General features: G+C 39.9%; 20 protein-coding genes and 1 pseudogene. 9 read left to right on the forward strand and 12 right to left on the reverse strand.

The genetic code is table 11. The features are described from left to right. The first annotated feature begins 667 nt into the window (after window positions 1-667). From ACM0OY_RS01085 to ACM0OY_RS01100, 4 genes are all read left to right on the forward strand, one after another. On the forward strand, window positions 668-1651 hold the full coding sequence (locus ACM0OY_RS01085; RefSeq protein ID WP_414567052.1) for a hypothetical protein: 984 nt from the start codon (window positions 668-670) through the stop codon (window positions 1649-1651). Window positions 1652-1707: 56 nt separating this feature from the next. Further along, window positions 1708-3195 carry an ABC transporter substrate-binding protein gene (locus ACM0OY_RS01090; RefSeq protein WP_414567053.1) on the forward strand — a complete coding sequence of 496 codons (1488 nt, stop codon included), beginning with the start codon at window positions 1708-1710 and terminating at the stop codon, window positions 3193-3195. Between the two features lie 109 nt (window positions 3196-3304). Then, window positions 3305-3706, forward strand: coding sequence for a hypothetical protein (locus tag ACM0OY_RS01095; RefSeq protein WP_414567054.1), 402 nt, complete (start codon window positions 3305-3307; stop codon window positions 3704-3706). Window positions 3707-3918: 212 nt separating this feature from the next. Further along, window positions 3919-5376 carry a hypothetical protein gene (locus ACM0OY_RS01100; protein ID WP_414567055.1) on the forward strand — a complete coding sequence of 486 codons (1458 nt, stop codon included), beginning with the start codon at window positions 3919-3921 and terminating at the stop codon, window positions 5374-5376. A gap of 478 nt (window positions 5377-5854) precedes the next feature. On the opposite strand, the gene ACM0OY_RS01105 is transcribed toward ACM0OY_RS01100, so the two are convergent. Continuing rightward, a complete protein-coding gene (locus ACM0OY_RS01105) occupies window positions 5855-7675 on the reverse strand; it encodes an ABC transporter ATP-binding protein (protein WP_414567056.1) in 1821 nt (606 codons plus the stop codon). Between the two features lie 89 nt (window positions 7676-7764). Beyond that, window positions 7765-8565 (reverse strand): DUF6816 family protein, encoded by an 801-nt coding sequence (locus tag ACM0OY_RS01110; RefSeq protein ID WP_414567057.1) that lies wholly within the window; start codon window positions 8563-8565, stop codon window positions 7765-7767. 303 nt (window positions 8566-8868) lie between these two features. Here ACM0OY_RS01110 and ACM0OY_RS01115 point away from each other — a divergent pair, with 303 nt between their 5' ends. Beyond that, the gene (locus ACM0OY_RS01115) at window positions 8869-9207 is read left to right on the forward strand and encodes a carbon dioxide-concentrating mechanism protein CcmK (RefSeq protein WP_414567058.1); all 339 of its coding nucleotides are present in this window, start codon (window positions 8869-8871) and stop codon (window positions 9205-9207) included. Between the two features lie 5 nt (window positions 9208-9212). Here ACM0OY_RS01115 and ACM0OY_RS01120 read toward each other — a convergent pair whose 3' ends face one another. The 6 genes from ACM0OY_RS01120 to ffh all read right to left on the reverse strand — a co-directional run bounded on the left by ACM0OY_RS01120 (window position 9213) and on the right by ffh (window position 13615). Then, window positions 9213-9617 carry a ChuX/HutX family heme-like substrate-binding protein gene (locus tag ACM0OY_RS01120; protein WP_414567059.1) on the reverse strand — a complete coding sequence of 135 codons (405 nt, stop codon included), beginning with the start codon at window positions 9615-9617 and terminating at the stop codon, window positions 9213-9215. 129 nt (window positions 9618-9746) lie between these two features. Beyond that, window positions 9747-10700 carry a PhoH family protein gene (locus tag ACM0OY_RS01125; protein WP_414567060.1) on the reverse strand — a complete coding sequence of 318 codons (954 nt, stop codon included), beginning with the start codon at window positions 10698-10700 and terminating at the stop codon, window positions 9747-9749. A gap of 282 nt (window positions 10701-10982) precedes the next feature. Beyond that, the gene (gene rpsU, locus ACM0OY_RS01130) at window positions 10983-11156 is read right to left on the reverse strand and encodes a 30S ribosomal protein S21 (protein WP_190881436.1); all 174 of its coding nucleotides are present in this window, start codon (window positions 11154-11156) and stop codon (window positions 10983-10985) included. Window positions 11157-11340: 184 nt separating this feature from the next. Beyond that, window positions 11341-11775 carry a KH domain-containing protein gene (locus ACM0OY_RS01135; RefSeq protein ID WP_414567061.1) on the reverse strand — a complete coding sequence of 145 codons (435 nt, stop codon included), beginning with the start codon at window positions 11773-11775 and terminating at the stop codon, window positions 11341-11343. After that, window positions 11738-11998, reverse strand: a complete 261-nt coding sequence (rpsP, locus tag ACM0OY_RS01140) for a 30S ribosomal protein S16 (protein ID WP_414567062.1) — start codon at window positions 11996-11998, stop codon at window positions 11738-11740. The genes ACM0OY_RS01135 and rpsP overlap by 38 nt, the downstream gene beginning before the upstream one ends. Window positions 11999-12154: 156 nt before the next feature. Next, on the reverse strand, window positions 12155-13615 hold the full coding sequence (gene ffh / locus ACM0OY_RS01145) for a signal recognition particle protein (RefSeq protein WP_414567063.1): 1461 nt from the start codon (window positions 13613-13615) through the stop codon (window positions 12155-12157). A gap of 182 nt (window positions 13616-13797) precedes the next feature. Between ffh and ACM0OY_RS01150 the strand changes: the two genes are divergently transcribed. Together ACM0OY_RS01150 and ACM0OY_RS01155 are read left to right on the forward strand one after the other, a co-directional pair. Then, the gene (locus ACM0OY_RS01150) at window positions 13798-14466 is read left to right on the forward strand and encodes a Uma2 family endonuclease (protein ID WP_414567064.1); all 669 of its coding nucleotides are present in this window, start codon (window positions 13798-13800) and stop codon (window positions 14464-14466) included. Window positions 14467-14594: 128 nt separating this feature from the next. Further along, window positions 14595-15251, forward strand: a complete 657-nt coding sequence (locus ACM0OY_RS01155) for a 2-hydroxychromene-2-carboxylate isomerase (protein ID WP_414567065.1) — start codon at window positions 14595-14597, stop codon at window positions 15249-15251. Here ACM0OY_RS01155 and ACM0OY_RS01160 read toward each other — a convergent pair whose 3' ends face one another. After that, window positions 15252-15734 (reverse strand): hypothetical protein, encoded by a 483-nt coding sequence (locus ACM0OY_RS01160; protein ID WP_414567066.1) that lies wholly within the window; start codon window positions 15732-15734, stop codon window positions 15252-15254. A gap of 77 nt (window positions 15735-15811) precedes the next feature. Here ACM0OY_RS01160 and ACM0OY_RS01165 point away from each other — a divergent pair, with 77 nt between their 5' ends. Next, window positions 15812-16174 carry a hypothetical protein gene (locus ACM0OY_RS01165; protein ID WP_414567067.1) on the forward strand — a complete coding sequence of 121 codons (363 nt, stop codon included), beginning with the start codon at window positions 15812-15814 and terminating at the stop codon, window positions 16172-16174. On the opposite strand, the gene ACM0OY_RS01170 is transcribed toward ACM0OY_RS01165, so the two are convergent. After that, on the reverse strand, window positions 16164-17546 hold the full coding sequence (locus ACM0OY_RS01170) for an aminopeptidase P family protein (RefSeq protein WP_414567068.1): 1383 nt from the start codon (window positions 17544-17546) through the stop codon (window positions 16164-16166). The genes ACM0OY_RS01165 and ACM0OY_RS01170 overlap by 11 nt on opposite strands. 32 nt (window positions 17547-17578) lie before the next feature. Further along, complete coding sequence (locus ACM0OY_RS01175) at window positions 17579-17833, reverse strand: hypothetical protein (protein WP_414567069.1); 255 nt, start codon at window positions 17831-17833, stop codon at window positions 17579-17581. A gap of 245 nt (window positions 17834-18078) precedes the next feature. Between ACM0OY_RS01175 and ACM0OY_RS01180 the strand changes: the two genes are divergently transcribed. Continuing rightward, entirely contained in the window at window positions 18079-18879 is an 801-nt protein-coding gene (locus ACM0OY_RS01180) for a PhzF family phenazine biosynthesis protein (RefSeq protein WP_414567070.1), read from the forward strand. A 25-nt stretch (window positions 18880-18904) separates the two neighbouring features. Here ACM0OY_RS01180 and ACM0OY_RS01185 read toward each other — a convergent pair. Next, window positions 18905-19258 (reverse strand): annotated as a pseudogene (locus ACM0OY_RS01185) (RNA-guided endonuclease InsQ/TnpB family protein); the annotation flags it as partial. Between the last annotated feature and the right edge of the window lie 149 nt (window positions 19259-19407).

Genomic DNA, 19407 nt, shown 5'->3' on the forward strand with positions numbered 1-19407 from the left:
ATAAAGGTAGTTCGTTATTTTTATTAAAGAAGATACAGACACTGCTAACAAGGTGATTAATCTTAATCGAACATTCACCTTGCTTGCTCCTTCTAAACGTAAAGTTTAAGGGATGATTTATAAAGTAAACCTTAAATTGTAGGGTGGGTTATAGCAACGTTTAACGCACCGAGAAAGATAGTGCCCTGCGGCTAATTCTCACTCTCTCAAACTATGAAATCTTGCATAGCCGTAACACACCCTACTTAATATTTACTTTATAAACAGGCTTTAAGATTTACTAAAATTATAAATTTAATACTCTCTTTTGATTTGTATACTTAGTAAATCTGTTACTATAAGAGTCATATTTGATTTTTTAAAAAAAACTTAGCACAGCTTTATTCTTTCTTTCGTGTTCACGATTCTCTGTCTTTAGAAGTGATTCAGGAATCAAATTTGATTGATATATAACAATAAAGTATATTATTTCACTTAATAAACTAATCTACTTAACTAGTAAGACATGTTTAATATCAAAGTAGTAGATTCATAAGGTGTGTGCAGCATTACCCTGATTACAAGAATAAATAACAAAGCTTTTTTTGCTCGATCTAATTATATCCTCTATTTAGCTGAAAATGTCATCCGTATTTTATTTATTTAACATACTATATCAGACGACAATATGGTAGAAAAAAATATAGGATTCACCTTTTTTTTATCTGAGACTAACTTAATAAAGCTATACTCCAATATACCTAATATATTATTAGATAATGCTCAAAAAGTAATAGTAAAAGGATCGCAGGAGCAAGATGAATTTATACTACAGAAAGTAAGCAATGGAAACTACTTTATTTTACCATCAGATAATCAAAACTATTTATTTCCAATCAGAAATCATCGTCGGATTAATGAACATGAATATAAAACAATAAAACTATTATTTGATTGTCAAGATTATCAGAGAGACAAGCGTCAAAGATTCACTCTGAAAAAACCAGCGAAAATTTCTCCAACTTTAAATGATAAAGCTTGGCAACTAGACGAAAAAGGAATTTTATACTTTACGATTGATTCCAACTTCTCTGAGTCCTTAGAACCACCATCTACTCAAGATAAATATGAACAAATTCAGGAACAGTTAGAACAAATAAATACTCAATTAAAGCTTTTAGAACAAGAAAATACATCACTTCAATCTCGCTTAAATGAGTCATTACAAGAATCAGATAAAATACATCAAGAATCTATTTTTTCCCCATTAACTCTAAAGAATGTATCAGTGTCAAATTCATCAACTCCAAAAAATCCTGATGTGGAATTATTTATTAGAACGACATTTACTGGATTTGAAGGAGGATTACTGTTAATTGCAATTATCAGTTTGTTCGGGACATCTTTAATTAGTACCGGATTTTGGATATTAATTTTTGTGGGTTTTATTTTTTGTCAGTATAGGCAGATAATTTCCCAAAATCATCTTTTAATAACTGCTCTAACTACATTAATAGTCATACTTTTAATTCCTTCATTACGTACCTGGCTTCCCATACCCTCGAACTTATCAAACGAATTAACTGTGTTTTTATTAGCTATATTAGCTGGTTTTTTGGCTTCATTTGTTATTTTTTTATTTCAACTAATTGATAAACTTCGGAAAACATAATCTTTGAAGATTTAAATAAAAATTATTAAATAGGTTTTTTATATAGGAGTCAATCAATGTCTAGAAAAAAATATATTACTTTAAATATTGCAGCTTTAATTATTTCTGGAATTTTTATATTAAGTATTATTTCTTTGTTGAAAGGGTATGGTAATCCAGAAATAATTGAAAAGATAACAACAGTTCGATCTTCACCCATTACTCCATCACCTACTCCAACGAGATCAAATCAGGAGGTACAAATTAGTTTTGGAGATAAAATTCTAATTAAAAAAGAGGAAAGTGACACAGAAAACTTCCTATTTCAAGAAGCGAAAAATAGGGGTGTAGAGGCAATGGCCGTTGGCAACTATACAGAAGCAGTTGCTGAATTTCAAAAGGCGCTCCAAAATTACCGCAATGCACCAGAAACTCTCATTTATTTGAATAATGCCAGGATTGGTGATAATAAATCTTACACAATTGCAATAGCAGTACCTATTTCTGATGATGCAGATTCTGTTTTAAAAATGTTGCGGGGAATAGCTCAAGCTCAAGATGAAATTAACCAAATGGGAGGAATCAATACAGTTCCTCTAAAAGTAGTAATTACTGATGATGCAGGCAAACCAGAAATTGCCAAACAAGTAGCTTCGACATTAACTAAAAATCAAGATATTATAGCTGTAGTTGGGCACCATTCTAGTGGAACAACATTAGCAGCAAGAGAAATTTACGATTCGCAAAAACTAGTAGCGATTTCTAGCACTAGTACCTCTGTTGAACTTTCTGAAGCCTCGACAATCAGCCCTACTAAACGGTATGTTTTTCGTACAGTTCCGAATGATAGTATTGCGGCTAAAGCATTAGCAAACTATATGTTGACCCAGCTTAAAAAGCGAAAGGTAGCTGTTTTCTACGATCCAAAAAGTCGCTACAGTAAATCTTTGAAAAAAGAATTTATAGGAGAAGTTATCCAAAACCAAGGAGAAGTTGTTGAGGAGTTTGAATTTTCTGAGAGCGATCGCGACTTTGATGCTTACAATTACGTCAAACGAGCTATTGATAGAAATGCAGAGCTGCTAATGCTAGCAGCACCTTACGATAAGCTCAAGCAAACTTTAAGTATTATTAATGTTAACGATAATCGACTTCAGCTTCTTGGTGGAGATGACATTTACGATATCAGAATTTTGCAAGAGGGAAGAAGTCGAGCTACAGGTATCGTAATTGCAATGGCTTGGCATATTGATGCCAATTTAAATTCAGCTTTTGTCAGCAAATCTAGAAAACTTTGGAACGCAGACGTAGACTGGAAAACAGCCATGACTTACGATGCAAGCCAAGCTTTGATTGCTGCTTTAAAACGAAACCCCACCCGTAGTGGAGTGCAAGAAGCCTTAACTTCATCTGACTTTAAAACTTCTGGGGTTTCTGATACTATTCGCTTTGTCAATTCTGGCGATCGCCTTGGGAAAGTTCAACTAGTCAAAGTTGAGAAAATTCCAGAAGGTAAAACATCTCGCTCTCGTACAGGCTTTGATTTTGTTCCACTAGGTAAGTAATTAAAATTTGGCAAAATAAATTATCTAGTTAAGAAAGAGAACAGGCAACATGTTGAAAAAAGTATAAATATTTTTGCGTAACTATTTATATGAGCGAGGGTTGCAGTCTGTGACAACATCTAATAACAAAATCAATAAATTCGATTTAGAACTGAATAATATATTCTTACCAGAATTTACGTTCATAGACTTACCAGATGCTATACCAGGTGGGATTCTTCCTCATGGAGGAAAAGAGATAATTTTCGATGAACAGGCAATTACACCTTTACTTCCTCTCAACCCCATACTGTTGGATTATTTCACTCCTGAAGAATTAATTAAGCTGGTTCAATTTCAGCCTATCAATAATAGTGAAGAACCAAAAATTAGGCTAGTTTTTGATTTGCTTGCTTCTGATTTACAGTATGTCAATTCGTCTTCTAACTCTTGCTTTGTTAAAGATTATGTAATCAAAGAAGAAAATGCTCTTTCAAAGAAGAAAATGCTCTTTGTGAAGTACCTGTCTTAGAAGTATGGCCTAATTTTCGAGTAGAGGGGTGGAAAGAATATTATGTTTTCTACAGTGACATTGAGTTTGCAGATGAGACTTTTCAAATAAGGCTGCATGATGTTCAAGAAACTAATATTTTCAACTACAGTCTTGGCTCTTATCAAATTGCTCGTTTAGAAGAATTTCCTTCACATATTATTTGTCAAGACAGTGCTAGAAACACTATTGGTTTGATTCTGCTCAAAACGCCAGAAAAAATTCAGCCGACCTGGACGTGGAAAGTAGGAGTAGATTTTGGAAAATCTTTCACTAATGTTTATGTTAATAGAAATAATATAGTTGAACCTTTACCATTACAAAATTTGCATCTGCAAGTTACAGATACCCAAGTAGATAATCGCAACCCTCTATTATTTGAATACTTTATTCCAGAAAGTTTGATTCCATCAGAAAAGCCTTTACCGTTGAAGAATAGTCTGACATTTAGAGGAGGAAGAAATTTTAGTCTGGAGAACTCTCGCCCAATTTTAGATGCTCGATTTTATATTCCAGACTTTAGTAAATTTAAACCGGAAGAAGATTGGATAAAGAATGATGTAAATTTAGGAAATTTTATTTTAGCTAAACTATTTCTCCAACACCTAGCCTTGCATATAACTGCAATGGCAGCTAAAAGAGGTGTTAGTCAGATTCAATGGTGTCTTTCATATCCATCTAAAATTTCGCTGTTTGATAAGAGAAAGTACGTAAAGATATGGCAAGATTTAACTCAGGATTTAGAAGAAAAAACAGGAATTAAACATATTTGTCCAAATATTTCTGATTTCACACATTTTCGCTCTGAAAGTTTAGCTTTTGCTCAATATTTTGCAGATAGAGAAGACCATAATTTAATCTGTAGCACTTGTATTTGTATTGGTGACTTCATTTCAAATATCTCCGATATTTCTATTTGGGAAAATAATCAAATCATTTATCAATGTTCATTAAAGTTCTCAGAGCGAGACATGTTTTTTAATTTTTTAGAATTAAATCCTCAGTTCTTAGAACAAAGACTAGAAATTAAACAAACAGACTGGCAAAGATTAGAGCAAGGGAACTTAAATGTCAAGCTAGATTTATTCATGCGTTGGGAAAGTGAAAAATGGCTGAAGAATAAAAGACCATTTGTAGAGGAGGAAGCAGATTTTCAAGGATTTATAAGACTAATGGCAATTGCTACAGCAGGGTTGTATTACTATATCGGGATACTCTTAAAAGCTCTCCATATACAAGGAAAACTCCAACGAAAAGAAATTACTCCTGTTTATGTGGGTGGAAGAGGCTCTAGATTATTACATTGGCTAGCAATTGAAGGTGAATTTGACCGCCATTCAAAAGTAAATTTATTACTTAGCCGAATGCTAAGTAAAGGTTCTAGTTTTCTTGATACTAAAGAAATTACACGATTGAGCAAAAGACCAGAAGATGAAATTGCTTGCGGGTTAGTACAAGACACTACTAAACTTCAAGAATTGATAGAAAAAGATAAAAATATATTAATTTCTGGAGAGAATTGTCAAATAAATGGTAGTAAAATTAGTTGGAACTCATTATTGAAGTTAGAAAAAAATATTCAGCATTTTCAAATTGATAACCTAGAGCATCTGAGGGTGTTTTTTAAGGAGTTTAACTTTGCTTTAGACTAGAAATTGATGGATTTACGCCTTTACCAGGATATCAGCCAGGGCAGGGGGCAGAAGCAAATCAAAGGCTGTGGCAGAATACGCACAAAGAATTGACTGAGTTGATGCTCAATGCGAATCAAGATTCCAGTAATCTTCTGATGGAACCGCCATTTATTCTAGGCTTAAAGGCTTTATTGAGAGTATTAACTAAGGAGTGGGCTGGAATATGATAAATTCCCACATAAATTTCGATGTGCTGATTTAAAAGTTCAATTAATTACAAGATCGTTTAAATTATATCGAAAAATTTAAAGTCAACTTAAGCCTTGGTGAATAGAATTCGCGTCTACACAAACGTTCGCGTAGCGTCTCGCAGAGAAGTCCGCCTGGTATTGTGAAGACTAACGGAAAATCAAGGTATTGAAACCCAGGATCGGTAGCTTTTGTTTGTGTAGACGCGGTTTTTAACCGCCCGTTTCGCGTTAAGCTGATTTGTTGCCTAACTTAAAAGTTCTCCAGTTTCTTGGAGGGAATGTAAGCGGCGATAAATACCCTCGTGACGTAAAAGTTCATCGTGGCTACCCACTTCTACAATCCTTCCTTGATCTAGAACTACAATCTTATCTGCTTCCCGTACTGTACTCAGACGGTGGGCGATGACAATGGTGGTGCAAGTACCCTGAATCGATCGCATTGCTAGCTGAATTGAACGTTCCGACTCATAATCTAAGCTGGAGGTGGCTTCGTCAAAAACCAGCACGTCTGGTTTCACTAACAACGCCCTGGCAATTCCTAAACGTTGTCTTTGTCCTCCAGATAACCGAACGCCTCTTTCCCCGACGACGGTGTAATAACTTTGGGGTAAGTGCTGTACTACTTCATCAACTCTGGCAATTCGACAGGCTTCTTGAACTTCCTCTAAACTGGCATCCGGTCTACCGTAGGTGAGGTTATCCAATATGGTACCGTTAAAAACGTCTACTTCTTGATGAACGATCGCTAATCTTCGTCTATATTTACCTACATCTAAAGTACGAATATCTTGACCATCAATGAGAATTTCACCTGATTGAGGTTCAAAATATCGCAACAACAACTTCACTAAAGTAGACTTTCCAGAACCAGAACGCCCCACTAATGCCACTGTTTGATATGGCTCAATCAGCAAGTTTATATCTTCCAAAACTTGACGATTGGCATTATATCCAAAACTGACATGAGAAAACTCAACTTTTCCACTAAATTTATAAGCTGATTCTGCCTGATTACTTTCTTCTAAAAGACCAGCAGAATCAGATCCAGTTGGTTCTTGAAGAAATTCGTGAAACCGTAGCATGGAAGAATAACGACGGGCAAAAGTTTCTGCCAAATTACTAATAGGTTCTAGTTCAGCATAAGCCATGCTAGAAAAAGTTAAAGTCATGATAAAGTGACCGAGAGAAATTCTCCCATCTACTGTTGCTGCTAAACTTAATCCCAAAATTGTAAACACACACAACTGAATTACACTTCTTTGCCAAGTAGACAGTCTTACATAACCTTTGTGGATGCGATCGATAACTATCCTTAGCTCACGCTCCAATCTCCGCTGTTGCCGATTCAGTTCTTTAGCTTCTGTAGCAAATGCTTTCACCGTTTTGATATTAGTAATCAATTCGGAAGTGCGACTTTCGGTGTCTTCCATATATTTATCCAGAAGAGTTTCGTGCCAAATCAGCCGCTGTAAATCCTTCAAAGTCAAGCTAAGAATAACCACAAAAGAAATTAAATATAAAACTGCAATTCGCCATTCAATCACCAAAATAAACACAAAAATGCCCAGCACACGAATCAGTTTCGGAATCAACTGTCCGGCAATTTCCGGATACGAGAAAGTGTGGTTTCCAATCCCTCTAGCTATGCGTCCAGCAATACGTCCCGGATTATTTTCATCATAAAATTCCAGTGGCAAAGTGAGAATTTTTTCTATGGCTGTTTGGCTTTTATACCGCCGCCGCCTTAAAGGTATAGCCCAATGAAACCAAACTGTTAACCAAGCTTGTGTAGGCGCTCTCACTACAGTGACAACAAAAATTAAACCCAGTAATACTCCCAGAGATAGAGATTTATTAACTGGGTAATTGATGATGTTAGAAATAGTTACGATCGCATTTTCAAGTGGTTTATCCAAGGGTTGATTGGACAAAACATTTAAAATCTGCCCAATCCCATAAGGTACAACTAAATCAATAAGTTCGTAAATGCTAGATGTTGTGATACTGAAAACACTCAGTTTCCAGTCAGCGCGAAAGTAACTAACAATATCTCGAAATGTCGCCATGATGCACACCTTCCAAGAGCGCGATCGTTAACTTGGAACTTATAGATTACAACTATACTACAAAAACAGTCAACAGTTAAAAGTTGAAATCACTCCTTTGAAGTACTAAGCATTTGTGCTGGGAGAAATTCCAGATGATAGCGATAAAGAGCTACAGGGCGAGAACCTGCGATAAAGTAATTTGCATCTTGCGGTGAAAGATAAACAGCAGTCACTTGATCTGCTTCAATTGTTGGATTATCTGTCGAAAATTTGTGATAAGCCGTGGTAGATTCTACAGAGTTTAAATAAGGGCGTGAACTGCCTTTGAATAGTTGTTGAAAGACCTCTGTAGTAATGAACTTGTCCTCAGCAGTAGTTTCTGTAGCTCGTGCAGTAACAATAGAAACTAGTTGGTGGCTACCACGCAAGAATGTAATTTGACGATTAGGTGAATCTGGATCTACTTTAACTGCTAACACCGCTTCATTTCCTAAAGAAGCCCGTGCCAAATTTAAACTATTAAAGGCTCTATCTGCTACTAATATTGGTAATTTGCGATCTATCCAAGGGAGTATTTTTAACCCAGGGATATCTGGTTGTTCTTTTACAAATCTTACTAGAAAACTTACGGGTTGATTTAATTGTCGCCGATTACCTTCAAACCCTGGCGTGACGATATCTGGTGCCAAAGGTGCAACCAAATCTACCAACGTACTTGTCACCTGCCAAGTACCAGCCATCCATTCAGGGTAAATTAAATCACCCGAAGCAGCTTGTACAGAAGTTAATTTTTCCCATTGAGGAAAATTAGCTAAGCGTTGAGATAACTCTCCAGCAACAGCCTCACCACACCCCAAGAAAAATAAAATCAGCAAGCAAAAACTACAAATTCCTCTAATTATAAACATGAGCAGTTTTGTATTAAACGTTCATTATTTATTCATTAAAAATGAATATATGGGATAATAATGCACTTAGAGATATTGCCTATTTTTAAAATAGACAATATGCGTTAATAACTAACTTTATACCGTTTCCAAAAATCTTTGCAACAAAATGAATTAGTCGTAGGGGTGTACAATTTGACGCCCCTACCAACATATAATCCTAAATTATGGTAAAAGCATGACCGAAAACGCAAAGGATACAGAGCAACTGAACTTATTTATGGGGATCATTAATTTTGAATTTTGAATTCGGAGCAAAGCGACGTGACATTGGCACTAGGTATGATTGAAGTCTACGGGGTTCCCACAGCAGTGGAAGCGGGAGATGCCATGTGTAAAGCTGCCCGTGTTACCCTTGTTGGTTATGAAAATACTGATTTAGGACGAATTACTGTGTTAATTCGAGGGGTTGTAGGTGAAGTGAATGTGGCGATAACGGCAGGACTGAATGCGGCGCTGCGAGTAAACGGTGGTGAGGTGCTTTCTCATCATATTATTCCCCGCCCCCACGAAAATTTAGAATATGTTTTACCGATTTATCGCAGTGCCAATATCGAACAATTTAGTGCTTATATCAGATTTCCTCCACCTCTATCTGTTTAGCTCAATTAAATTTCTGCTGGTAAAGGTTGCCAAATTTCCCCATATTTTTCTTTTAAACTATGCCAAGTTTCTACTTGTCCTGGTTCATATTCTCCTGGCTTATCCCATTGCAAAAATAAGCTTAAAGCCGACTCTTGTTTATCATCTAAAAACCGAATAGCATAAGTTGTAAAATTACCTCTTTTCGCTTCACCAGTTTCAAATTTAACTTGGGTAATTTTATCCATATTTAAATGAAATTCAAAGCCTTCGGTGTGCATATTCGCATATTTACCTTTGGGTAATTCTGCATAAAATAGCTTTTCTAACTTACCCCTGGCTTCTAAAACAGCAGCACTGCTAGTAACAATTAGACGCAAAGTTCCCAGATTTTCACAAGCTGCTAAAAATTCTTTTAATGTTGTTGCCATTTGTTATTTGTCCTTAGTCATTAGCCATTAGTTATTAATTCATCTCTCCCATCTCCCGGTCGGTGAGCGAACGCGAGTGCGTCTCGCAGAGAAGCCGAACCGCATCTCCCAGTCCCCAATCCCCAATCCCTATTTCTCATGTTGTTCATAAGCAGCGACAATTCGCTGAACTAAAGGATGGCGGACGACATCTTTTTGGGAAAATTCACAAAAGGCAATGCCTTCAACATTTTTTAAAATTTGCAACGCTATTGTTAGGCCTGATGGTTGGTTGAGTGGCAAATCGGTTTGTGTAATGTCACCTGTAATCACCATTTTGGAACGAAAGCCTAAACGAGTCAAAACCATTTTCATCTGACCCGGTGTAGTATTTTGGGCTTCATCTACAATTACAAAGGCGTTATTGAGAGTACGTCCCCGCATATAGGCGAGTGGTGCAACTTCAATCACGCCACGTTCCATTAAATTAGGTACTTTTTCTGGGTCGATGAATTCATAAATAGCATCGTAAAGTGGGCGGAGGTAGGGGTTGACTTTCTGTTGTAAATCTCCGGGTAAAAAGCCGAGTCGTTCACCTGCTTCCACCGCAGGGCGAGTTAAAATGAGTTTTTCAAACTGGTTGGCTAGGAGTGCTTGGACGGCCACAACGACGGCGAGATAAGTCTTGCCAGTACCGGCAGGCCCAATACCAAAGGTGAGGTCACGCTTGCGTATTGCCTCGATATATTGACGTTGGCGAAAGGTTTTAGCGCGGATTTCTTCACCGTGACGACTTCTGGCGAGGACATCTCTTTGTAAATCTTGCAGTTCCCCTTGCCGATCGCTATCTATGGCTTGACGAGCTGTTAAAATATCGGCACTGGAAATCATATTGCCTTTAGTCCAGATTTCTTCAAGCGATCGCACTAATTTCGTAGCCAGTTCAATTTGCTTATCTGTACCAGAAATCAGTAATTCTTGTCCGCGCAACACCAAGCTAGCTCCTGTTTGCCGAGATAGAAATTTGAGATTTTCTTCTCCATCTCCTGCAAGAGCCATCGCACTGGAAATATTCGGCAACTGAATTGTTGAAGCACCTACCATAGTTATTTTAGATTTTGGTCGCACCTTTAGTGCGCTTTCAGCACAACTTATATAGCAGAAGGCAGAAGGCAGAAGGCAGGAGGCAGGAGGTAAAAGTATTACTATTCCTAGCTTCCATGCTTTCAAAATGTCCTAACCTGTGTGACTACGGCTATACCTCAAAAATACTCATACGCTTTACAATACGAGCAAATTAAGCGTAGCTTGTCGCAGATAATAATCGGCGTCAGCTACGCTATGGCAAATCTAGAATCCAAAATTGATTGACATCACCTTGATTGTTTAACGGCCACCTCTACGTGCTACTTCTGCTTTCCGCTTACGGCGCAAACTGGGTTTTTCGTATCTTTCACGACGTTTGACTTCAGATAAAATTCCGGCTTTTTGAATTTTCTTTTTAAAGCGTCTTAATGCCGAGTCAATAGACTCATTTTCACCCAAACGAATTTCAGCCACTCCCTGGTTTCACCTCCTTACAGGGATAATTACAGTTGCAGATAACTATCAGCTACTTTCATCAGTATGTGATTGATCGAGAGGGTGAAAAAAGACAAAAAAATCTTTTTGCCATTTTTCCATCTCCACAAAAATTCTGAGCGGTTGTGGTTACCTCCGCTCAGACTTTTTCTCTAGTTTTAATCTAGCGGGTGCGGGGTTTAACAATGGGTTTAGGCCCATTTGTTCGCGGTTCTCTGGTTTTTGGCGGTGGCGGCGATCGCTCTTCTGTGTCTTCATCAAAAGACATACCCTCCCGACCTGGAGTAGTGCTGCCGTAAATATCCAGGTATACTGATTGCCCAACTGCGGCTGCGGCTGCGGCAATTACTGTACGAATCGCCTGAATATTGCGCCCTCCTCGACCAAACACTTTTCCTTTATCTGTGCTTTCAAAGGCGATACGAATCCAAACCCGATTTAGGGTTTGGGAAATTTCACTATCGACGCTTAAAGTCTCTGGAGATTCTAAAAACGGTTGCACCAAAAATTTAACCAGCCCAACATAATTTGGACTAGTTTTTGGGGATTGTGTTCCGAAATTATGATGCGGCTGTGGCACTGACCTGTTCAAAAACATTGGCTTTTACTAAGATGCGACGTACCGTGTCAGTAGGTTGAGCGCCTTGTTGTAGTCGCTTGACGATGCCGGGAACATCTAGTCGCACTTCATCGGTTCTGGGGTTGTAGAATCCCAGTTCTTCTAAGGGACGACCATCGCGGCGAGCGAGGCTGTTAATGGCGATAATGCGGTAACTTGCTTCCCGCTTTTTACCGTATCGCTTCAAGCGCAGTTTGATCATGGTTGAAGAATCATTCTCCTGTTAGTAAGTATGCCGAAATGCTAATTCTAGCACTCGTCTAGTGTTTGCTGCTATTTGTCATTAGTTATTGGTCATTAGTCGTTTGTGAGTTAACAAGAAGCAATGCCCGATGCCCAATGCCCCATGCCCAATAATTTAAAGATTACCGAATCCTTTTTTCTTTTTATCTTTCTTTTTCTTTTTCGTGGCTGGGGCGCCAGTATTGTAACCGCGCCATCCGGGGGCTGGGGCACGATTGCCTCCATCTCCAAATGGGCTGCCCATACCGCCACCGAACATTCCCGGCATCCCAGGGAAGCCTCCTTGACCCATTTGCTGCATGAGCGATCGCATTTTTTGGAAGTCAGCTACAAGTTTACTTACGTCGGCTTCTTTATAGCCTGAACCAGCAGCAATCCGTCGCCGCCGACTAGGAGAACTGGCTAATAAATCAGGATCGTGGCGTTCTTGGCGGGTCATGGAGTTAATCATCGCTTCACAGCGCTTGAGTTGGGTTTCTCCATGCTTGAGCTGGTCGTCTGAGAGTTTATTCATCCCTGGAATCATCTTCATGATGCCTCCCAGTGAACCCATGTTTTTCAACAGGCGCAGCTGTTTGAGAAAGTCGGTAAAGTCGAACTTCGCTGTCAGGATTTTCTCCTGCATTTTCTCAGCATCTGCTAAATCAATCTCTTCCTGCGCTCTTTCTACCAAGGTCAACACATCACCCATTCCCAGAATCCGCGATGCCATGCGTTCGGGATAAAACGGTTGCAGTGCCTCGACTTTTTCACCCACCCCGACAAACTTAATTGGCGCTCCCGAAATCTGTCGGACTGACAGCGCCGCACCGCCCCGGCTGTCGCCATCGAGTTTGGTAAGAATTGCCCCAGTAATCCCGATTTGCTCGTGGAAGGTGCGGGTCAAATTCGCTGCTTCTTGTCCGGTCATAGCGTCCACCACCAACAGAGTTTCGTCGGGTTGGACAGTTTCTTTGATGCGGGCTAATTCCGCCATCATCTCGTCGTCAATTTGCAGACGCCCAGCAGTATCAATAATTACTGTATTTACACCTTCTGCTTTGCCGCGCTCTACACCTTGCCGCGCTATCTCTACAGGATCTGCATCGCTTCCAAGTTCAAAAACTGGTACGTCAATTTGCTTACCCAGTGTCACCAACTGATCGATCGCTGCTGGGCGATACACGTCTGTCGCCACCAACAAGCAACTACGGTCTAATTTCCTCAGATGTAAAGCTAACTTTGCAGTAGCTGTGGTTTTACCAGTACCTTGCAACCCAGCCATTAGCACAATAGTAGGCTGCTCTTGAGCTTCTACTAGAGGAACATTCTCATCTCCCATCACCTGCACTAGCTCATCGTGAACAATTTTGATGAACTGTTGGTCAGGTCGCACGCCGGAGATTACCTCAGCTCCCTGTGCCTTGGTTTCGACTTCATTAATAAAATCTTTGACTACCTGGAGATTGACATCTGCTTCCAACAAAGCGCGGCGTACTTCCCGCAAGGCGTCTTGAATGTTGGATTGAGAAATTTTGTCTTGTCCCCGAAGTTTTTTCCAGGCGGCTTCCAAACGGTCAGATAAAGCATCAAACATAATGTAATTACAGGTAGTTCGCCAGTGAGGAATTTTGAAGCGCCGATAAATGCGATTCAGATTTTCCGGTAAAGTTTAAACGTGCTATTTACCAGCTTAGTAGTTTTCACCCCGACTGTAGCAACTACATACCTACTTTATTGAAGATTGAGTTTTGAGTTTAAAGTACAGTAAGAGTAAGAATGGCTATTGTACAGCGAGAACATACATCACATATCGCTATGACTAGCAACACGCTGCTTGAACCTACAGAAATCATCCACTTATCAGATATCAGTTGGCAAACCTATGAAAACTTGTTAACTGAACTTGGTGTTAATCGCCGCCTCCGGCTTACTTACAATCGAGGTAGTCTAGAAATCATGGCTCCTTCACCTGAACATGAACGATACAAAGAAATTGCAGGTCGATTTGTCGAAACTCTTGCAGAAGAACTAGAACTTAGAATTGAGTGCCTTGGTTCTACTACTTTTAAACGTCCAGAACTGAGTGGTGCAGAACCAGATAAATGTTTTTACATTGAAAATATTAATTTCATCAGAGGCAAAAAAAGAATAGATTTAGCGCAAGATCCGCCACCAGATTTAGTAGTAGAAGTTGATATTACTAGCAGTTCTAAAAACCGCTTTCAAGTCTACGCTGATATGGGCGTGCCTGAAATCTGGCGATATGACGGTAAAGATTTTACTATTAACGTTTTACAAAATCAGAAATATATATCTGTTGAACAAAGTTTAGCATTTGCCAATCTGCCACTAACAGAGATTTCTAATTTTTTAGCGCAGGTGGGCGAAAAAGATTATTTGGAATTAGTTAAAGAATTTCGGCAATGGGTTAAAAGCCAAATTTAATATTAAAATAGCGAATTAATTTAGATAGCTATAGAAGAAAAGACTTCTTGCAAAAGTCTTTCTTTGCGTTTTCTCCTCTACGCCTCTCTTGCCTCGTGCGTGAGACAAAAAAATATTTATGGAAATATATGTCGCAGCGAATCAAAGTTTACTCCTACTCAATATACCACTCAGCAAACTCATACATTGGCATCATTCTTGCTGAAAAATCATTGCAGGGTTTACCTGTTGATATTGAACGACGACCAATTTACATTCCCAAGGAGCGAGGTATTAAGGTAGCCGATCTCCAAGGAGGAAGTGAAAGCGCAGCTGTATCGTTGTATCACAAAGAAGATTGTCTGCGGTGGGCGAAAAAGTACGGTATTGAAATTCGATTCAAAGAGCTTGATGAATTCCGTAGGTGGGTAAAACGCTGGCAAGAAATGAAATTTAGTCGGGAAGAACTTCCCGCTAGAGCATATTACGCTGCTCGTGGAAGCGGGAAGGAGCATCTTCTGGATGCTGCTTTTTATCGAGCCAGCTATGTTGACTTGCTTGATGTCAACGATGAGTCTGTAATTAGAAAAATTGCCAATGATGTTGGGTTGAATGGCGATCGCATTCTAGAATTAGCCCAGGGCGAAGCAGCTAAACAAGCCGCAATGGAAGCTTTGGCAGAATATGAGCAATTTGGCTGTCCCGGTGTACCAACTTGGGTGGTGGAAGGCGAAAGGTTTTGGGGTAAGGATCGTGTTGATTGGCTGACTGAAAAGGTAAAAGAATTATCTTTAACCGCCCCTTGATCATTGGGTTACTGTCGGTTTTGAACGTTCTTGTTGGTAAAAACGCACAACTTTTTGCACATAATCAGCAGTGAAACCTTTATTGCAGCCCGTATAGTTACCAGTCATCCACCAACAAGCGGTGCCGCGCACGGATGCAATTTCATTATTGTTGGTGGCGGCGAACTGTTTAGTTAACTCACGGCGAGTGATGCAGGATACAACCGAGCGGGCAAGCACAGGGCTGTTTTCAAATTGTGTTGGTGTTAGTTCTCGTTTAAGACAAGTTTTTGACCAGCCTTTGAGGGTTTCTGGTTTGACTTGCCATTCGCTATAAAGTCCATCGTTGGGATTTTTTGTTTGGGGTGCAGCTTGTCGCAATGCCTCTACCATTGCCCCAACTTGGGCATCAGAAATCGGCTGCTGTGCTTGAGCTAATGATGCTAATAGTCCAAAGCTGACAATAACTCCACTCAGTAGTAATTGTATGGGTTTTTTAATCATGAATTTGCAATTTTTTACATATCACGAGGTATCATATTATATTTTTACCAAGCCACGAGAGTAATTTGATTTGTAGTATGCGAATAGCCCAACGAGATGATTGGAAAACAGAACCTATGCCTTGTGCGTCTACAAATATAACGCTAGAAAAAGTTTACTCACAACAAGAATTTGAGCGAATTACTGCTGGAGTAATTCCAGAGCATATGGAAAATAAGTGGTTCATTTTCTACGAAGCTCCTTGGTTATACTTGCATCGTAGTTGGACTGGTTTATGCATTTTCCAGGTGCGTTTTGAGGTAGTTGGAGAAAGTGTCAAAATTGCCGAAGTGCAGGTAAACCGAGATCCAGCACAATACTCTAACACCGATTATAAATATGATGTCTCTATGTTAGAAATGTTGCTGGATTATCTAGTTAATAATAGACTCAGATATTAACTAGATTTTCTACAGTGTTGGCATCATTCGGTAATGCAGCTGTTAAAATTTCGCTGCCTTCTGTAGTCACTAAAACATCGTCTTCAATGCGGATGCCGCGGACATCAGCAAATTCTAATAATCGCTGCCAATTGACTACATTTTGATATTTTGAACGCACGTTAGCATCATTTAAAATTGCTGGTACTTGGTAAAAACCAGGCTCAATTGTAACTAGCATTCCTGGACGTAATGGACGATTTAAACGCAAATAGCCCAAGCCAAAGCGATCGCTTCTTGTTCTTCCTTCTTCATATCCTGCTAAATCGCCTAAATCTTCCATGTCATGGACATCTAAACCCAATAAATGACCAATACCATGGGGAAAAAATAGCGCGTGGGCATCCATTTCTACTAAATCATCGGGATTTCCTTGTAAAATTCCTAAATCCACTAAACCTTCAGCTATGACCGTAGCAGCTAGTAAATGAATATCTCCATACTCTACACCAGGATGTATTTTGGCAATGCAAGCATCATGGGCTGCCAAGACAACATCATAAATATCTCTTTGGGTGGATGAAAACTTGCCAGAAACTGGCCAAGTGCGAGTCACATCAGCAGCCCAACCAGTATCAGTTTCAGCACCGACATCAGCCAGCAGTAAATCGCCTGGTTGCAAATTATGGTGATAGTGTTCGTTGTGTAAAACTTCGCCGTGAACGGTGACAATGCTGTTGTAGGAGGTGGTCATATTGTTGGCAATAATTACCCCTTCCATCGCCGCACGAACTTCTGCTTCCAATTTGGTTTGAGGTGTTGCAGCCATGCCAGCTTTGTGTGCTTGGACAGTGACAGCCGCAGCTTTTCGTAACTCGATTAATGCAGCTTCATCGTGGGTGAGGCGTAGAAAAACCATCGCCTTGGCTAACTCGAAATCAATTCCTTGGGGAGGACTTTGGGGTAAAATCCATCTATTCAAAAGTTGTGATTGCTGCGTCCAAGTAGCAGCATCTTGTACAGCGATCGTCGCGGCATCTTCTACCCAAGATCCTAATTCTGTTAGCGTTCGAGCCACATCTGCCCCAATTTTTTCGGCAATTTCCTCTCGTGTTGGCATTTCTCCATGCCAAAGGGCGCTGCTGGGTGACGGATCTTCCATGAACAGCTCTAGCTTGCCCGCTTCTAGGCGAATTGCCGCGTTTGATAGTGGTAGTCCGGCAAAGTAGAGGAAATGACTGCTAGCGCGAAAGGGAAAGGAATTTGCGGGGAAATTGCGCGGGCTGTTGCTACCTGACCACAGAATTGCCGGAAAATTAATCAGGCTGGCTAGTTTTTGCCGTCGCTGGCGTAGAGTGTCAACGAGGGAACTAGAAGTTTGTTGGATAAGCATAAATAGAAACTCAAAAAAAGGATAAAGGTTATTTAGTCTTTATCATCACCGTCTTTATCATTATCCTCTTCATCGTCCTTGCCATCGTCATCGTTATCGTTGTCATACTTGTCATTCGAGTTTGGCTGATTCGGTTGCAGGACTGGTTTTTGTTGCTCAGTTGGAACAAGTGGCTTTGGTAATTGAGGAATACAGCTAACCAATCCTCCACAAATTAACACTAGGTTCACACTAGCAAAAATGCCCCGGAAGATTTTTAGCTTGATGTTTCCGTTTGATTCTTTCATGAATACATCCTTTGCAGATAATCCTGTTAGCAATTCGGAATGGAGAGGTAAAAGTGTATTATGACGCGATCGCTCGCATTTTTCTCCCAGAATAACTAATCATTTAAAACTCTATATTGTTTATCTGTTTAAATATTAGGTGACTGAATACTCACTCAAAATTACGTACAGTTGATTTTTCGCTAACCTAAATTTCGTTTGCTCAATTTACGAACACAGACTTCTACTACTTTAGGGGTAATTTTATGGGACAAATCATTACTCAGGTTGATGCTTTCACCAATACACCGTTTGCAGGTAATCCTGCTGCTGTCTGTGTTTTGCCTACTCCCCAAGATGAGATTTGGATGCAAAACGTGGCGCAGGAAATGAATTTATCTGAGACAGCTTTTCTAGTCAAACAAGATGATGGCTTTAATTTGCGTTGGTTTACACCGACGCTGGAAGTACCGCTTTGTGGTCACGCAACTTTAGCTAGTGCCCACGTACTTTGGTCACAAGGACATTTGTCACCAAACGAGGTTGCGCGTTTTTATACCAAAAGTGGATTACTTGTTGCGAAGTTACAAGGTGAGTGGATTGAGTTAGATTTTCCCGTCAATCACTCAAAATCAACGATTGCTCCTCCAGAACTTAGTCAAGCTTTGGGTGTACCATACAAATCTGTATTGCAGAATTCACTAGGTTATTTAATAGAATTAGAATCTGAAGAATTGGTGCGACAATTACAGCCCAATTTTCAACTACTAAAAACGTTACCTTTTGCTGATGTTATTGTTACCAGTATTGCTGGGACTGATTCCCAATATGACTTCGTTTCGCGCTTCTTTGCGCCGGGATTGGGTATTAATGAAGACCCGGTGACAGGGGCGGCTCATTGTTGTCTTGCTGCATTTTGGCGCGATCGCTTGCACAAAGACCGGTTTTTAGCTTATCAAGCTTCGAGTCGCGGTGGTGTGGTGAAGGTTTATTATGATGGGGGCGATCGCGTTTTACTTAGCGGACAAGCGGTAACTGTTCTGCGAGGCGAATTAATTGCTGCTTAAACTTAATACTTTGACACTCCCCGTGCTAAAGCAGCGGGGATTCTTGGTTCGTTGACTCGCCGTTAGACAGCAGGCTTGCACCAACCGCCCAAGAGGGTAAATCTCCCCAAGCGTAGGTTCCCGTGTGCCCCACGGTACTGAGTCCTAATTTCAGGATATTGATGGCTGCATTCACATCTCTGTCTTCCACGTATCCGCAATGAGTACAAACGTGGGTTCTTGTAGACAAAGACTTCTTCACTTTCTTCCCACAGTTAGAGCAGTTTTGAGATGTATTATGGGGAGGCACAGCAACCGTGACCTTTCCATATTTGTGCCCGAAATACTCCAACCATGACCGGAAAGTAGACCAGCCAGCATCACTAATAGTAGTGATTAGCATCACATCAGGCTAAACCCTGCGCCGTGGTTTTCATCCCTTGGCTAAAGCCAAAGGGTTTTCAACCTACCCCTTATAAATTAATGGCATCGGGAACAAAGGTGCAGGTCGATGCAACAAAGGTGCAGGTCGATGCAATAAAGGTGCAG

It is taken from the genome of Nostoc sp. CCY 9925, from assembly GCF_963920935.1.
Taxonomy (GTDB): Bacteria; Cyanobacteriota; Cyanobacteriia; order Cyanobacteriales; family Nostocaceae; genus Nostoc.

Bases quoted from the DNA above. Each gene is read 5' to 3' on its own strand.
- ACM0OY_RS01085 (WP_414567052.1), top strand. From the start codon at position 668: ATGGTAGAAAAAAATATAGGATTCACCTTTTTTTTATCTGAGACTAAC.
- ACM0OY_RS01090 (WP_414567053.1), top strand. From the start codon at position 1,708: ATGTCTAGAAAAAAATATATTACTTTAAATATTGCAGCTTTAATTATT.
- ACM0OY_RS01105 (WP_414567056.1), bottom strand. From the start codon at position 7,675: ATGGCGACATTTCGAGATATTGTTAGTTACTTTCGCGCTGACTGGAAA.
- ACM0OY_RS01110 (WP_414567057.1), bottom strand. From the start codon at position 8,565: ATGTTTATAATTAGAGGAATTTGTAGTTTTTGCTTGCTGATTTTATTT.
- ACM0OY_RS01120 (WP_414567059.1), bottom strand. From the start codon at position 9,617: ATGGCAACAACATTAAAAGAATTTTTAGCAGCTTGTGAAAATCTGGGA.
- ACM0OY_RS01125 (WP_414567060.1), bottom strand. From the start codon at position 10,700: ATGGTAGGTGCTTCAACAATTCAGTTGCCGAATATTTCCAGTGCGATG.
- ACM0OY_RS01135 (WP_414567061.1), bottom strand. From the start codon at position 11,775: ATGTTTTTGAACAGGTCAGTGCCACAGCCGCATCATAATTTCGGAACA.
- rpsP (WP_414567062.1), bottom strand. From the start codon at position 11,998: ATGATCAAACTGCGCTTGAAGCGATACGGTAAAAAGCGGGAAGCAAGT.
- ffh (WP_414567063.1), bottom strand. From the start codon at position 13,615: ATGTTTGATGCTTTATCTGACCGTTTGGAAGCCGCCTGGAAAAAACTT.
- ACM0OY_RS01150 (WP_414567064.1), top strand. From the start codon at position 13,798: ATGGCTATTGTACAGCGAGAACATACATCACATATCGCTATGACTAGC.
- ACM0OY_RS01155 (WP_414567065.1), top strand. From the start codon at position 14,595: ATGTCGCAGCGAATCAAAGTTTACTCCTACTCAATATACCACTCAGCA.
- ACM0OY_RS01160 (WP_414567066.1), bottom strand. From the start codon at position 15,734: ATGATTAAAAAACCCATACAATTACTACTGAGTGGAGTTATTGTCAGC.
- ACM0OY_RS01165 (WP_414567067.1), top strand. From the start codon at position 15,812: ATGCGAATAGCCCAACGAGATGATTGGAAAACAGAACCTATGCCTTGT.
- ACM0OY_RS01170 (WP_414567068.1), bottom strand. From the start codon at position 17,546: ATGCTTATCCAACAAACTTCTAGTTCCCTCGTTGACACTCTACGCCAG.
- ACM0OY_RS01175 (WP_414567069.1), bottom strand. From the start codon at position 17,833: ATGAAAGAATCAAACGGAAACATCAAGCTAAAAATCTTCCGGGGCATT.
- ACM0OY_RS01180 (WP_414567070.1), top strand. From the start codon at position 18,079: ATGGGACAAATCATTACTCAGGTTGATGCTTTCACCAATACACCGTTT.